Here is a 14380-nt window from a genome sequence, read left to right on the forward strand (position 1 = left end):
AGTTGACCAATATGGTCGTATAGGAATGGGAACAAACTGACCGAATCCTGAATTTAAGTGTCATATTGCCGGAAATTTACTTTTAACAAGCTATCCTTCTAACCCTTTTTTTGAATTACGAATGAAAGTAAATAACGGTATGCCAGGCGTTGATATTGGTAGCAATCATGATAAAATAGCGTTTTGGGCAGAATGGGTTGAATATAACGAACTTTATGTAGCAAAATATTACAAAATGTCAGATATTCGTGTCAAGTTAAATATTAAAGACATTACTTGGGGCTTACAAAAATTGATGCAAATTCGACCTGTTCACTATTCCATCATAAATAACATGTTTGATAGTTCTGGAGCAAAAATTGAAGGCTCTCAAAATCAATATGGTTTTATTTCTCAAGAGATAGAAAAAGACTTTCCAGAGGTAAAAATCACAGATGATTTTCATGGATATAAATTGATGGACTATGACCAAATAATTCCAATTACCGTAGCAGCTATTCAAGAGCAACAAAAGACAATCGATTCATTAAAAATTGAAATAGTGAATCTGAAGGAACAAATAAATTCAAAAAATTCATTTAGGTTGGGAAATAATGATTCAACAACTTTATCTTCACGAAATGTACTGAAGCAAAATTCACCTAACCCATTTAATGAGCATACGGAAATCAAATTTTCAATCGATGAACACAATTTTAGAAACGCATCAATTTTGATTTTTGATTTGAATGGCTTGTTGATTAAACAATATGACATTCAAAAAGGTGGAGATGGTTCAATTCAAATTAATGGTAATGAATTAAAAGCAGGAATGTACATTTATACCTTATTAGTTAATCAACGTGAGGTTGATTCAAAGAAAATGATACTTCTCAACTAGAAAAATACTACTATTATATATGAGATAGTTTGAATATGAATATCTATTATGCATTAAGAGATAAGTACACATCTTAAAACTAAGTTAGTTATTGACTGGAGGTTTATTTATTATACAAACTATCTGAAACACACATATACTATGAAAAATTCATTTTTAACTTTATCAAAAAGAGGGCTAAGTTTATGTTTCTATGCACCTCAAAAAACTCTTTTATTATTAATATTTACTGCTTCCACAAGTCTATTGCTGGCTCAATCACCCGAAACAGAATGGTCAACTAGTGGAAATATTGCTGATACCAATTCATTTATTGGAACACAAAATGCCGCATGTTTACGCCTTAATTCTAACAATCAAGAAAGAATGAGAATTTCGGCAGATGGAAATATTGGTATTGGTACAAAAGAACCAGTTGAACGATTAGATGTAGAAGGGAATATTTCCCTTACTGGAGATTTAATCTTTAAAGGAGAAGCGTATCATACAGATTCTACAAAGCAGGTTCTGATGCTCAATGAATATGGTAAAACAGAAGCAAAAGGATTGGGTAACTTTTTGAGTGATATATATGCTATTGACTGCTATATGACTACGGAAGAAAACCCCACACGGGCAGTAGTGGGATTAACATTACCTTCTTGGGCAAATAGAATTGCAGATGATAGACAGATACTTTATACAGGTCTAACTTGTCCTACTTCTGTGGGTATTGGTACAAATCTTCCAATGACCCTATTAGATGTAAGGGGAAATGGTAGATTTACAGGTGGACTTAGAATTGGAAATAATTATGAAGGATATAACGCTGCTTTCTATATTGAAAATAAATCCACTGCAGGTCATACATATTTTGATTACCTAATGCTTGTTAAAAACGCTAGTGGACAACGGGTCTTACAACTTGAAGAAAATGGACTATTACGTACTAGAGAAGTAAAAGTGGATGTTGAGGCTTGGCCAGATTATGTATTTCATGACCATTATAATCTTATGCCTTTAAATGAAGTGAAAGACTTTATAAACCAACATGGACATTTACCCAATGTTCCCTCTGCAAAGGAGATAGAAGAAAATGGGGTTAATTTAGGAGAATCAGCTAAAATTTCCTTGGAAAAAATTGAAGAATTAACACTGTATCTTTTTGAATTAAATGAAAGATTGAATGAACAAGAGAAATCTCTAATTGAAAAAGAAACAGTAATCGAACAGCAACAAGAAATAATTCAATTACAAAAGGAATTAATCCAAAAGTTAGAAAATAGAAACTAAACAATAAGGTATGAAAAATAGATTTTTTGGATTACTTCTATTGTTTATAATCCCTACCATTGCGTGGGGACAAGAAAAAGAAGAAAGGCAGGATGCCTTTGAGTCCATACAAGATATGAACCGCTATATCTTTCAGAATTCTGACTTAAATAGGTTAACAAAAGGGTATTTTTTGGATTATAATTCAAATCTTTCTCCAAGCTTAAAAGATAGTCTTTTTGAAATTTATAATATTGAACGACGAATGGATGCTGATAAATTATTGGCATTCCTTAATCTAATTGAGAAGTCTGATATAAACTTTAATTTTTCTATGGATAGTATCCTTTTTCCAATCCTAGATAATTATTTTGCGAATCATCTTTCAAATTTAGTGAGGATTCCTCTATTTATTATTGATATGGAATTAGACTATCTAAATGAAGATACATACTTCCAATTTACTAGATGGAATAGTATAAGCCCTTTGCCTAGAATTCAGGAAAATCAATTGAAAAAATATCACTTCTCATTTTCTGGACTCTTTGTAAATGATATGGTTAGTAATAATAGCAGTTTATATTGGGATGATAGAACGTTTATAAGCAATACTGGGAAACAGATAGAAGAAGTGATTGTTACTATAGATGGAAAGCAATACAGTATCCCAAAAGAATATGATTTCTCTCTTAATGAATTTTATGATGAAAAAAGTTCATTAAACTATATGGATATAGAGATATTATTTTCTGACGGAAGCTATAGTAAAAACTATAGTGAGTTTAACATTGTTGGAAGTGATAAATTATTACAAGAAAACGAAGTGTTTGATAAGGATGGAGGCTCAAGTTGGTCATGGGAATCTCTTGGAGGATTGAATATTAGTCATAGAATTTATGGGGATGACACTTATACACATATTACCCTTCGAAAACCAGATATCTTATTTAGTGTTTTGTGGGGATGCGATAACGGTGTAAGTGGTAAACGTAAATTGGATAAACCTTTTATATTAGTATCAGGGTGGGGTCCACATACAGATAATTTTTTAATTAATAATGCTCAGGGATGGCCCTCTACAATGGAAGACTTCTATTATAGTGTTAATAAGAAGGGATTTGTTGATTCATTAGTGGGATCTGGATATGATGTTATATTAGCTAAGTTTTATCCTCCAAATACAAGTATAATTAAAAATTCAGAACAGCTAGAAGAATTAATAAATATTGTTAATGAAGAAAAATTTAAAAATGATTCTTACCAAGAAAATGTAATTGCTGGCTATAGTGCGGGTGCTATGTGCGTCCGTCTCACGCTTGAGAGAATGGAGTATAAAAACATGTTAAATGCTCATAATCCACACCATCATTGTAAATTATTTGTGTCTTTTGATGGAGAACATGGAGGGGCAAATATTCCATTAGGATTACAGCATAGCGTAAAATATTTAAAAGAAACATATGCTACCTTACCTTATAATCTAAATTTAAAACTTTATACACTTAATTATATATTAGAGGCACCACTATCTAGGGAATTAATGAAATACTATCATGGTAGTACAGGTGGCGCTAACAATCCTGGACAAGGGCCAAGCATAGAAAGGCATAATTATTTGCAATACTATAATTGGTATAATCACCCTAAGAACACACAAAACCCTAGGTATCCTGCTTTTACTCGAAACATCTCCATTTCAAATGGCACAAGCCATAGAGCATCAAATAGCGATATTAGTACATACTACCCGTATTCTAACACGTATGGCGATAGGATTTTTCAAAATGCTTGGAAACCTTCTCTTCTTGCAAAAGAAGAATTAGCGGTTTATTTATTGGGAAGACAAGACGGATTAGTTTTCAAAGATATATATAAAACTGTTTTTGGTGATTGGCAAGTACGTTATGAAAAAGTCACCAAAAATGCCGTTAGTTGGGATAATGCTCCAGGAGGTACAACTTTTTTAGCTAACCCAGATGGATGTAGTGACCAGAATATTACCTATCAGGTTCTCGATAGATTACGAGTTCACGCAAACGTTATTCCATACTCCGTATTCGGAGTTTTAGTTTCAGACTTTATTGATCTAAAAGCGATGTATTCATTTACTCCCACACTTTTAACACATGATATTAGAAATTTTGATTCTACTCAAACAGCCTATAAGCCTTATTATGACATGCGGGAGGAAGGGCTGATGTATCAGAATATTGAAGATGCTATCGACCAAATAAACAAATCGTCTTTTTTTGGTTATCCACATTTGGCACATCCGCTGGATCATTACAGTAATTACACGCCTTTCGATGCCGTATTTGCATGGGATGCAGAAAACTCAGTGCACATTCAGAGTGGTCATGCAAATTGGAACGAAGGCGGAAAATCAAGTTGCTACCCAACAGCGACTGATGTGTTAGCTTTTGAAGACCCTAGGCATCCTCGATGGGAAGAAACCGGTCATATCTCTATTAATCTTCAGGCAAAGATGCGAAGTTTTATCCTAGGAGAAGCGGATACCTATAATGCCTATATTCAAAACAGACATTATGGCTGGAATGCAAACGACGAATTTCAATATAGAGCAGATATTGTTTCTAAACATAACATTTATGCAGGTGATAGTGTTACGCAGCGTACGAATTTTAAACCGGTGTTAATAGAAGATAATGCTATTATTCGATTTGTGGCTTGCAAGAGTATAGAAATAAAACCAGGATTCCATGCTAAGCAAGGTTCGTCTTTCCATGCTATGATTGATACAGAAAACTGTCTCTATTGTGGATATAATGGTTTAAATCCTCAAACAACGAATGGACATAATAGAACTCAGTTGGAAAATGAACGATCTAATAATGAGCAAAACGAATCGTTGGATTTGATTTCTAAAGTAAAACTTTATCCAAATCCAGGTCAAAAAAGAACAATACTTGAAATTATAGATGATAATACTTCCAATTTTTCCTATATTGTTTATGACTTAGCAGGAATAGAGGTTAAAAAAGAAGATGTCTTTGAAAGTAAAAAAACCATTTTAACCCTTGAAAAAGGAGTTTATATTATAAAAGTTAAAATTAACGACTCATGGCACACACAAAAACTTATTATGTACTGATCCTCCTTGCTTTGCTGTTTTTAAGCAGTTGCCGAAGATCCAGAGAATATACAACGGTAGAATTTATTGTTGTTAATCCTGTAAACGGAGAACCTTTTGTTGGGATGCCAGTAAAACTTATGGAAGAATCTGGAAAATCTTTTGGTAGTAGCGGAAAAGAAATATTCGAAGCTGTAACAGATGCTAATGGAAGGGCATTGGTTACTTTTCGGGCTAAAAAGGGAAGTGATACTTGGTACTACCCTTATATCAAAGATGAAATACTTGGCGTTTCAGGATTTGATTTTGCTTATTTAAAAAGACCGTATATGTCTTCATATTTTATTAAAAAAGATCAGTATAATGAAGCTAGATATGAAATAACTTATTTCGCATATTTAAGAGACGAAATTAAAAATGTGAACTGCCAAGGAGCAACAGATTCCTTATTTTTACATAGAAAATATCTAGAATTGCAATATGGCTCAAAGGTTTATGATGGTAAAGTAGTTCATCCTGGCTGTTATGAATACTATACAACAAGTATTGATGGTGCTCCTACAGGCTATAGAGTGGTCTTTATGGGGACACATATCTATAATTATGAAGTACATCGTGGTGGTGTAGTTTCCTTTGGTTCTGACACCGTTAAGTTAGGAAAAGGTGAATATGGGACAATTAAAGCATATTATTAACCGACTCATGGCACACACAAAAACTTATTATGTACTAGTTCTTTTTCTCACATTCTTTTTTGTTGGGTGCAAGAAGATCTCTAAAGAATATACAACGGTAGAATTTATTGTTGTTAATCCTGCAAACGGAGAACCTTTTGTTGGGATGCCAGTAAAACTTATGGAAGAATCTGGAAAATCTTTTGGAAGTAGCGGAAAAGAAATATTCGAAGCTGTAACCGATGCTAATGGAAGGGCATCGGTTACTTTTCGGGCTAAAAAGGGAAGCGATACTTGGTACTACCCCTATATCAAAGATGAAATACTTGGCGTTTCAGGATTTGATTTTGCTTATTTAAAAAGACCGTATATGTCTTCATATTTTATCAAAAAAGATCAGTATAATGAAGCTAGATATGAAATAACCTATTATGCGTATTTAAAGCAAATTACTAAAAATGTAAACTGTGAGGGGTCTAATGATACCTTAATTTATCATTGTTGGTCTGATAAAAAAGTTTATGGTCCCAGGTATTATAATTATACGAAGACACCTACTGGATGTTATGAATATACAACAGGATCTCATCCCGATTGGCCTCCAGGATATGCTCTTGTTCACATGGGTTGGCATTGGGTAGAATGGGAAGCACATCGTACGAGCGGTATTACGTATGGGAGAGATTCTGTGTTTATAGATAAAAATGGGTTGGGAACATTGGAGGTATTATATTAAATGACTCATGGTACACACAAAAACTTATTATGTACTGATCCTCCTTGCTTTGCTGTTTTTAAGCAGTTGTTAATTCATTGACTTTATTGGAGTTATAAGTTTTGATTGAAATTCTTAAAATATTTTATAATGGTTTCACTTTTAAATTAAATTAATTATATATATTTGCCCTCGCAATTTGATATTGCACTTTATAAACGAATAAAGTAATAAACATTCCTCCTTAGCTCAGTTGGTTAGAGCATCTGACTGTTAATCAGAGGGTCGTAGGTTCAAGTCCTACAGGAGGAGCAAAAATATGCTCACCTGTAATAGCATTAAAAAGGGGAGTTTCTACGCCTTCACCATTTACCCATTCACCACAAATGTAATTCTGTATTTTCTGCATAGTTTTTTTAAATTTTCAGAAGGCTAAAGATAGTGTTCTTTTTGGAAAAAGGGACTCCATCTATCAATGAATTTTATAAATGGATGATATTAAACGAACTCTTTATTTGTTAAAACTCAACTTTTTAACAATTTATATTTGGTAATCCAAAAAAATACTTATAATTTTCATTTACTAAAAAACGTTGCAACGACTCTTTTGGTCGATTTTAGGTTATTTATCGAGAAAAATACTACTATTATATGTTGGTTTGCAAACATAAGAGGAAGAATGCTACAATTATGGTTTGTAATCTAAAGTAATAAAAAGAATGAAAAAAACAATCTTAATAGTTCCTCTACTCTCTTTCCTTTGGATATTTGGGCAGACTCCCGCAAATGACCCTCACTGGGAACTTGTTTGGGAAGACAACTTCAATACCCTAAATACAAATGTTTGGTTAGTTCAAAACAACTTTGACCACTATGGAGGAGAACCTCAAGTATATACAGATAGACTCCACAATGTTTTTGTTAGTAATGGTTCACTTGTTTTAAGAGTAAGAAAAGAAACATACAGCTGTCCGACTGGAAGTCTCAATCAATGGGAATGTGCAAGACAATATTACACCGGACAGCCATACGTTTACACTTCTGGTTGGGTAGAAACTAAACAAGCATATAATACACAATATGGGTATATAGAGTCAAGAATAAAATTACCTTACGGTTACGGTTTTTGGCCTGCATTTTGGACATTTGTCGGAGATGGAGTGTCTGGTAGTAATGCAGCAGAAATTGATATATTTGAAATGTTAGGAAGTAATCCGCCTAACATTGTTGGGACAAATGTTCATAAATTTTACTGTCCCGCACAAACGGTAACTTGTGCAACTCTGTATCAACAATTGTGTCCAAATGATAATCCTAATATTTTATGCCACGGTGAAGATTTAATTCCTGTTAACTTTAACTACACTTCATGGCATATTTACGGAATTGAATGGACGCCAAGTAAAATCATCTGGTATATTGATGGTTATCCTGTTAGAATATTTCCTAACCCTGGTATAGTAGATCCAGTTAGGATAATATTAAATTTTGCTCTTGAACCTTGGGCACCGCCTAACAACACAACGCCCTTTCCATCAGATATGCTTATTGATTATGTTAAAGTCTATGATATCAAGAAAGATTGCAGTAACAACTTAAATGTTTGTAATTATAATTTTGGTGCGTATGACAACAAAGTAAAGAAAAGCATTACCATTGGTGATGGTAGTTGTATAAATTCTTTGAGTGTTGGTCAAAATATTTTTTTGAGGGCTTCGGAAGGTGTTTTAATCAATGGCGATTTTACTGTGCCAGATGGTGCACAGTTATACATTGATGTCAATACATGTCATTAAAACTTTGCGATATGAAAAAAGCATTATTTTATTCAACAGTACTTTTGATACTAATTTTTATTAGTGGTTGTAAAAAAGAAAAGGTATGTGGTAACTTACCAGAAGGACTTTATGAAGGTTGGTTTACTGACGATGGTACCAGTTCGATATACATTCCTTTGTATGTATCTAAGGTAGATGAAAATACATTGGTAATCAATAGCACAGGGGATTCTTCATTCGGACCTTTTGTTAAAAGAGATGGATGTTCCATTGGTGGAGTAATTGAGGGTAAGAGTTGTTTAGGGGAAATTCAACGAAAAAAGGGGAATTACATCATTAAGGGTACATACTCATATCTTGCTAACAATGGGGGGCAAGGAAATTCCAATCCTCAATATTATGAAGTTCAAGGAACTTTTGAAATTAAATCAAATTAAATAAAACAAGATAAAGCATGAAAATGAAATCAATCATATTATCTACAATCTTTGCAGTTTTTACTATATCAGTATTTGCACAATTAAAAGTTGACCAATATGGTCGTATAGGAATGGGAACAAACTGACCGAATCCTGAATTTAAGTGTCATATTGCCGGAAATTTACTTTTAACAAGCTATCCTTCTAACCCTTTTTTTGAATTACGAATGAAAGTAAATAACGGTATGCCAGGCGTTGATATTGGTAGCAATCATGATAAAATAGCGTTTTGGGCAGAATGGGTTGAATATAACGAACTTTATGTAGCAAAATATTACAAAATGTCAGATATTCGTGTCAAGTTAAATATTAAAGACATTACTTGGGGCTTACAAAAATTGATGCAAATTCGACCTGTTCACTATTCCATCATAAATAACATGTTTGATAGTTCTGGAGCAAAAATTGAAGGCTCTCAAAATCAATATGGTTTTATTTCTCAAGAGATAGAAAAAGACTTTCAGAGGTAAAAATCACAGATGATTTTCATGGATATAAATTGATGGACTATGACCAAATAATTCCAATTACCGTAGCAGCTATTCAAGAGCAACAAAAGACAATCGATTCATTAAAAATTGAAATAGTGAATCTGAAGGAACAAATAAATTCAAAAAATTCATTTAGGTTGGGAAATAATGATTCAACAACTTTATCTTCACGAAATGTACTGAAGCAAAATTCACCTAACCCATTTAATGAGCATACGGAAATCAAATTTTCAATCGATGAACACAATTTTAGAAACGCATCAATTTTGATTTTTGATTTGAATGGCTTGTTGATTAAACAATATGACATTCAAAAAGGTGGAGATGGTTCAATTCAAATTAATGGTAATGAATTAAAAGCAGGAATGTACATTTATACCTTATTAGTTAATCAACGTGAGGTTGATTCAAAGAAAATGATACTTCTCAACTAGAAAAATACTACTATTATATATGAGATAGTTTGAATATGAATATCTATTATGCATTAAGAGATAAGTACACATCTTAAAACTAAGTTAGTTATTGACTGGAGGTTTATTTATTATACAAACTATCTGAAACACACATATACTATGAAAAATTCATTTTTAACTTCTTCTCTCAAATACGCATAAAGATATATCCAAATCCAGCCAAAGAGTTAGCCTATATAGAAATAGAAGATATGACCCAACCTTTTGATTATCAAATATTCGATATCATGGGACACACGGTTTTAGCAGGGAATGGAACCCAAAAAGTTGAAGTACGTTTAAGACAAGGAATATATATTATAAAAGTTAAAATTAATGACTCATGGCACACACAAAAACTTATTATGTACTGATCCTCCTTGCTTTGCTGTTTTTAAGCAGTTGCCGAAGATCCAGAGAATATACAACGGTAGAATTTATTGTTGTTAATCCTGCAAACGGAGAACCTTTTGTTGGGATGCCAGTAAAACTTATGGAAGAATCTGGAAAATCTTTTGGAAGTAGCGGAAAAGAAATATTCGAAGCTGTAACCGATGCTAATGGAAGGGCATCGGTTACTTTTCGGGCTAAAAAGGGAAGCGATACTTGGTACTACCCCTATATCAAAGATGAAATACTTGGCGTTTCAGGATTTGATTTTGCTTATTTAAAAAGACCGTATATGTCTTCATATTTTATCAAAAAAGATCAGTATAATGAAGCTAGATATGAAATAACCTATTATGCGTATTTAAAGCAAATTACTAAAAATGTAAACTGTGAGGGGGTCTAATGATACCTTAATTTATCATTGTTGGTCTGATAAAAAAGTTTATGGTCCTTATTATAATTATACGAAGACACCTACTGGATGTTATGAATATACAACAGGATCTCATCCCGATTGGCCTACCAGGATATGCTCTTGTTCACATGGGTTGGCATTGGGTAGAATGGGAAGCACATCGTACGAGCGGTATTACGTATGGGAGAGATTCTGTGTTTATAGATAAAAATGGGTTGGGAACATTGGAGGTATTATATTAAATGACTCATGGTACACACAAAAACTTATTATGTACTGATCCTCCTTGCTTTGCTGTTTTTAAGCAGTTGTTAATTCATTGACTTTATTGGAGTTATAAGTTTTGATTGAAATTCTTAAAATATTTTATAATGGTTTCACTTTTAAATTAAATTAATTATATATATTTGCCCTCGCAATTTGATATTGCACTTTATAAACGAATAAAGTAATAAACATTCCTCCTTAGCTCAGTTGGTTAGAGCATCTGACTGTTAATCAGAGGGTCGTAGGTTCAAGTCCTACAGGAGGAGCAAAAATAAAAGGGGCTGTCTCAAAAGTATTTTGAGGCAGCTTTTTTTTGTCAAAACATTTGGTAATTTGAGAATAAATTTGTATCTTAGCACCTGATAATCAAAGACATAACTCATATGAAACCAATTTTCAAAGCGTATAGTCAAGGGCAGGCAACTCTGTTTCCTGTAAGTCTGGATAGCAAAATTTCGCAGGATTCTCCTGTTCGACTTGTCAATCAGATAGTCGATAATCTGGATATTAGTAAGGTTATTGATACTTATAAGGGTGGCGGGACAAGTTCCTATCCGCCTCGGGTAATGCTCAAAATAGTAATTTTTGCCTATTTGAGCAATATCTATTCTTGCCGCAAAATAGAGGACGCTGTAAAAGACAGAATCACTTTTATGTGGCTTGCGGCGGACTTGGAACCCGACCACAACACCGTCAACCGTTTTCGTTCAAAACATTTGAAAGACACTATCAATGAGATATTTACACAGACTGTTACGATGCTGGTGGAAATGGGTTATTTGAGCTTGGATATAGCTTACATTGACGGCACAAAACTGGAATCGCGTGCCAATCGCTATACTTTTGTCTGGCGCAAAACGGTGGAAAGAAACAAGGCAAAACTCGAAGCAAAAATCCATCAAGTGCTGAAATATATCGAAGAAGGTATTATGCAGGATAACCGTCCAGATGATGAGCCGCCCACTCCCATCAAGCGAGGAACTAAAAAAACGCATAGCAGAGATCAATCGCGTGAAAACCGTAGCAAAAGCAGAACAGAAAGAGATAAAAACACTGGAAAACAAGTATTTGCTAAAATTGGAGGAATATGAAAAACACCTTGGGAACACTCGGCAATCGCAATTCTTACAGCAAAACCGACCCCGATGCTACTTTTATGCGCCTGAAAGACGACCACATGCAGAACGGGCAGCTCAAACCCGCTTACAATCTGCAAATTGGTACTGAAAATCAATTTATCAGCCACTTCGATTTTTTCTCCAATCCGACCGATTTTTTAACATTCAAACCCTTTGTAACTGGTTTCAGAGAGCGTTTCAGTGCAAATTTTGATACAGTATTGAACAAGGCAGTTGCCGATTCAGGTTACGGAAGCGAAGAAAATTATGATTTTATGGAACTCAATGACATCGATCCGTTTGTCAAGTTTCCCTATTTTCATAAAGAACAGAAAAAAGCGTTCAAAAACAACGCGTTTATTGCCCAAAATTTATTTTACAACTCTCAAAAGATTATTTTGTGTGTCCAATGGGAGCAACACATGGAAAAAACAGGAGAAGGAAGTCGCAAATCGGACAGTGGTTTTTTATCTCGAAAGTAAGTTATTATGAGGCAAAAAACTGTAAAGGTTGTCCTCTTAAATGCTTGTGCTACAAAGCAAAAGCTAATCGCCGAATTGAAATTAATCATAACTTGAATCGCCACAAAGAACGGGTCCGGCAACTTTTGACCTCCGAAGAGGGGCTTTATCACAGAAGTAAGCGTCCAATAGAACCTGAGTCGGTGTTTGGACAAGGGAAATCCAACAAACAGTACTACCGCTTTCGACATTTTGGTAAAGATTTGATAACGATGGATTTTGCTATCTTCGCTATTGCCTTCAACATTGGAAAAATGTATAAGAAAGGGAAAATTACGCCCAAAAACAGTCAAAAATCAGCTGATTTGTTAAAAATCAATCTCGTTGTTCTAATTTTTACCCAAAATCATAAAATCAACCATGCTGGAACAACTAATCCAAAGCTGGCTGCTTGAAAATAATAAAAAAGAGGCTGCCTTTTTGAGACAGCCCCTTTTTTAATTTAACGAATTATTTGTGCTTAGTATCGTATCGTTTAATCTACAGCCTCTACTCGTACAATTTCAGGTACTACTTTTTTGACAGCTTCTTCTAATCCTGCTTTCATTGTCATAGAACTCATAGAACAAGTACTGCAATTTCCTAATAATTTCACTTTTACGACATAGTCAGAGGTCACTTCAACAAGTTCCATATCACCTCCATCTTGTTCTAGATATGGACGTAATTGATCCAATGCTTCCTGAACTGTTTTCTCAATTTCTTTAAGATCTTTCTTTCCCATATTTTTAGTCTAAAATTTTTACCATATTATCCACAAGTTCTTCAAAAGCTTTTGATACAATTGTGTTTTCTTGCATTACAGCAGGTCTTCCTATATCACCAGCCTCTCTCACGCTCTGAACAAGAGGAATTTGACCTAATAAACGTTGTCCCATTCCTTCTGCTAAATTCTTAACACCATCTCTACCAAAGATATAGTATTTATTATCTGGTAATTCAGCAGGCGTAAACCAAGACATATTTTCAACAAGGCCAATAATTGGAACATTAATATTATCCATCATAAACATTTTCACTCCTCTACGTGCATCGGCAAGAGCTACTTCTTGTGGGGTAGAAACTATGATGGCGCCATCTAGAGGTATAGTTTGAACTAATGATAAGTGAATATCTCCAGTTCCCGGAGGAAGATCCACCAAAAGATAATCCAATTCCCCCCAATGTGTTTCGGAAAACATTTGTGTGAGTGCTTTGGAAGCCATTGGACCTCTCCAAACAACTGCATCATCCTTTTCTGTGAAAAACCCAATAGACATAATTGGAATTCCATATGAATTAACTGGTATCATTTTTTGTTGACCATCAATCTCGGTTGCTGTTGGACGTTCACCAACACAATCAAACATCGTAGGCATGGAAGGTCCATAAATATCAGCATCTACAATACCAACTGTATATCCTTTTTTAGCGAGACCACCTGCTAGATTAGCTACTACAGTAGATTTACCAACACCTCCTTTTCCAGAAGCAATTGCTATAACGTGCTTAACCCCAGGTAATAATTGATTCTGTGTATGTGTTTTCTCTTGCCGTTCTTCGGTAGGGAGTCCAACTACATTTGCTTGAACTTCTATATCATTTCCTAAAAAACGCTTGAGTGTGAAGCTAATTGCCTCTTGCATCCTTTTACGTGAATGAAAAGCAGGATTTACTACCTTTACAGTCATTGTAATTTTATTTCCATCAATTTTTAATTCTTCAACTAAACCTTGTGAAACAATATCTTTTTTTAAATCGGGTTCAATAACGTTGCCTAGTGCTTCTAAAACTTTTCCTCTGTCTAATTCCATCTTCTTTGACTCTTTTTTTTGCTTTCTATTGAAACGCAAATATAAGTTATTAAGTGATTGTG

General features: G+C 34.0%; 17 protein-coding genes and 2 tRNA genes. 17 read left to right on the forward strand and 2 right to left on the reverse strand.

Translation table 11 applies throughout. From position 1 onward, the window contains the following. Nucleotides 1-121: 121 nt before the first annotated feature. From M9897_13505 to M9897_13585, 17 genes are all read left to right on the forward strand, one after another. The gene (locus M9897_13505) at nt 122-880 is read left to right on the forward strand and encodes a tail fiber domain-containing protein (GenBank protein MCO5269899.1); all 759 of its coding nucleotides are present in this window, start codon (nt 122-124) and stop codon (nt 878-880) included. 141 nt (nt 881-1021) lie between these two features. Then, nucleotides 1022-2152: a hypothetical protein gene (locus M9897_13510; protein MCO5269900.1), complete on the forward strand. Its 1131-nt coding sequence runs from the start codon at nt 1022-1024 to the stop codon at nt 2150-2152. Nucleotides 2153-2162: 10 nt separating this feature from the next. Continuing rightward, nucleotides 2163-5243 (forward strand): T9SS type A sorting domain-containing protein, encoded by a 3081-nt coding sequence (locus M9897_13515; protein ID MCO5269901.1) that lies wholly within the window; start codon nt 2163-2165, stop codon nt 5241-5243. Beyond that, nucleotides 5213-5917: a hypothetical protein gene (locus M9897_13520; protein MCO5269902.1), complete on the forward strand. Its 705-nt coding sequence runs from the start codon at nt 5213-5215 to the stop codon at nt 5915-5917. The genes M9897_13515 and M9897_13520 overlap by 31 nt, the downstream gene beginning before the upstream one ends. Then, the gene (locus M9897_13525) at nt 5892-6632 is read left to right on the forward strand and encodes an Ig-like domain-containing protein (protein ID MCO5269903.1); all 741 of its coding nucleotides are present in this window, start codon (nt 5892-5894) and stop codon (nt 6630-6632) included. The genes M9897_13520 and M9897_13525 overlap by 26 nt, the downstream gene beginning before the upstream one ends. 217 nt (nt 6633-6849) lie before the next feature. After that, nucleotides 6850-6923 (forward strand) — tRNA-Asn (locus M9897_13530). A 407-nt stretch (nt 6924-7330) separates the two neighbouring features. Beyond that, entirely contained in the window at nt 7331-8407 is a 1077-nt protein-coding gene (locus tag M9897_13535) for a glycoside hydrolase family 16 protein (GenBank protein MCO5269904.1), read from the forward strand. 11 nt (nt 8408-8418) lie between these two features. Continuing rightward, a complete protein-coding gene (locus M9897_13540) occupies nt 8419-8826 on the forward strand; it encodes a hypothetical protein (GenBank protein ID MCO5269905.1) in 408 nt (135 codons plus the stop codon). A gap of 209 nt (nt 8827-9035) precedes the next feature. Then, complete coding sequence (locus tag M9897_13545; protein MCO5269906.1) at nt 9036-9338, forward strand: tail fiber domain-containing protein; 303 nt, start codon at nt 9036-9038, stop codon at nt 9336-9338. Nucleotides 9339-9370: 32 nt separating this feature from the next. Continuing rightward, nucleotides 9371-9793: a T9SS type A sorting domain-containing protein gene (locus M9897_13550; GenBank protein MCO5269907.1), complete on the forward strand. Its 423-nt coding sequence runs from the start codon at nt 9371-9373 to the stop codon at nt 9791-9793. Between the two features lie 233 nt (nt 9794-10026). Further along, the gene (locus M9897_13555; GenBank protein ID MCO5269908.1) at nt 10027-10188 is read left to right on the forward strand and encodes a T9SS type A sorting domain-containing protein; all 162 of its coding nucleotides are present in this window, start codon (nt 10027-10029) and stop codon (nt 10186-10188) included. Further along, nucleotides 10158-10607, forward strand: coding sequence for an Ig-like domain-containing protein (locus M9897_13560; protein ID MCO5269909.1), 450 nt, complete (start codon nt 10158-10160; stop codon nt 10605-10607). The genes M9897_13555 and M9897_13560 overlap by 31 nt, the downstream gene beginning before the upstream one ends. Before the next feature lie 41 nt (nt 10608-10648). Beyond that, nucleotides 10649-10861, forward strand: coding sequence for a hypothetical protein (locus M9897_13565; protein ID MCO5269910.1), 213 nt, complete (start codon nt 10649-10651; stop codon nt 10859-10861). Between the two features lie 217 nt (nt 10862-11078). After that, nucleotides 11079-11152: transfer RNA gene (locus M9897_13570), tRNA-Asn, on the forward strand. A gap of 117 nt (nt 11153-11269) precedes the next feature. Continuing rightward, nucleotides 11270-11977 carry a transposase gene (locus M9897_13575; protein ID MCO5269911.1) on the forward strand — a complete coding sequence of 236 codons (708 nt, stop codon included), beginning with the start codon at nt 11270-11272 and terminating at the stop codon, nt 11975-11977. Next, the gene (locus tag M9897_13580; protein ID MCO5269912.1) at nt 11974-12486 is read left to right on the forward strand and encodes a transposase; all 513 of its coding nucleotides are present in this window, start codon (nt 11974-11976) and stop codon (nt 12484-12486) included. The genes M9897_13575 and M9897_13580 overlap by 4 nt, the downstream gene beginning before the upstream one ends. Next, nucleotides 12414-12920: a transposase gene (locus tag M9897_13585; GenBank protein ID MCO5269913.1), complete on the forward strand. Its 507-nt coding sequence runs from the start codon at nt 12414-12416 to the stop codon at nt 12918-12920. The genes M9897_13580 and M9897_13585 overlap by 73 nt, the downstream gene beginning before the upstream one ends. An 80-nt stretch (nt 12921-13000) precedes the next feature. Here the strand turns inward: M9897_13585 and M9897_13590 are convergent, their stop codons facing one another. Together M9897_13590 and M9897_13595 are read right to left on the reverse strand one after the other, a co-directional pair. Then, on the reverse strand, nt 13001-13249 hold the full coding sequence (locus M9897_13590; protein MCO5269914.1) for a NifU family protein: 249 nt from the start codon (nt 13247-13249) through the stop codon (nt 13001-13003). Between the two features lie 4 nt (nt 13250-13253). Beyond that, a complete protein-coding gene (locus M9897_13595) occupies nt 13254-14318 on the reverse strand; it encodes an Mrp/NBP35 family ATP-binding protein (GenBank protein ID MCO5269915.1) in 1065 nt (354 codons plus the stop codon). Between the last annotated feature and the right edge of the window lie 62 nt (nt 14319-14380).

The organism is Brumimicrobium sp., assembly GCA_023957385.1.
GTDB lineage: Bacteria > Bacteroidota > Bacteroidia > Flavobacteriales_D > Crocinitomicaceae > Brumimicrobium.

Coding starts and splice junctions, on each gene's coding strand:
- M9897_13505 (MCO5269899.1), top strand. CDS start 122: ATGAAAGTAAATAACGGTATGCCAGGCGTTGATATTGGTAGCAATCAT.
- M9897_13510 (MCO5269900.1), top strand. CDS start 1,022: ATGAAAAATTCATTTTTAACTTTATCAAAAAGAGGGCTAAGTTTATGT.
- M9897_13515 (MCO5269901.1), top strand. CDS start 2,163: ATGAAAAATAGATTTTTTGGATTACTTCTATTGTTTATAATCCCTACC.
- M9897_13520 (MCO5269902.1), top strand. CDS start 5,213: ATGGCACACACAAAAACTTATTATGTACTGATCCTCCTTGCTTTGCTG.
- M9897_13525 (MCO5269903.1), top strand. CDS start 5,892: ATGGGACAATTAAAGCATATTATTAACCGACTCATGGCACACACAAAA.
- M9897_13535 (MCO5269904.1), top strand. CDS start 7,331: ATGAAAAAAACAATCTTAATAGTTCCTCTACTCTCTTTCCTTTGGATA.
- M9897_13540 (MCO5269905.1), top strand. CDS start 8,419: ATGAAAAAAGCATTATTTTATTCAACAGTACTTTTGATACTAATTTTT.
- M9897_13545 (MCO5269906.1), top strand. CDS start 9,036: ATGAAAGTAAATAACGGTATGCCAGGCGTTGATATTGGTAGCAATCAT.
- M9897_13550 (MCO5269907.1), top strand. CDS start 9,371: ATGGACTATGACCAAATAATTCCAATTACCGTAGCAGCTATTCAAGAG.
- M9897_13555 (MCO5269908.1), top strand. CDS start 10,027: ATGACCCAACCTTTTGATTATCAAATATTCGATATCATGGGACACACG.
- M9897_13560 (MCO5269909.1), top strand. CDS start 10,158: ATGGCACACACAAAAACTTATTATGTACTGATCCTCCTTGCTTTGCTG.
- M9897_13565 (MCO5269910.1), top strand. CDS start 10,649: ATGGTCCTTATTATAATTATACGAAGACACCTACTGGATGTTATGAAT.
- M9897_13575 (MCO5269911.1), top strand. CDS start 11,270: ATGAAACCAATTTTCAAAGCGTATAGTCAAGGGCAGGCAACTCTGTTT.
- M9897_13580 (MCO5269912.1), top strand. CDS start 11,974: ATGAAAAACACCTTGGGAACACTCGGCAATCGCAATTCTTACAGCAAA.
- M9897_13585 (MCO5269913.1), top strand. CDS start 12,414: ATGGGAGCAACACATGGAAAAAACAGGAGAAGGAAGTCGCAAATCGGA.
- M9897_13590 (MCO5269914.1), bottom strand. CDS start 13,249: ATGGGAAAGAAAGATCTTAAAGAAATTGAGAAAACAGTTCAGGAAGCA.
- M9897_13595 (MCO5269915.1), bottom strand. CDS start 14,318: ATGGAATTAGACAGAGGAAAAGTTTTAGAAGCACTAGGCAACGTTATT.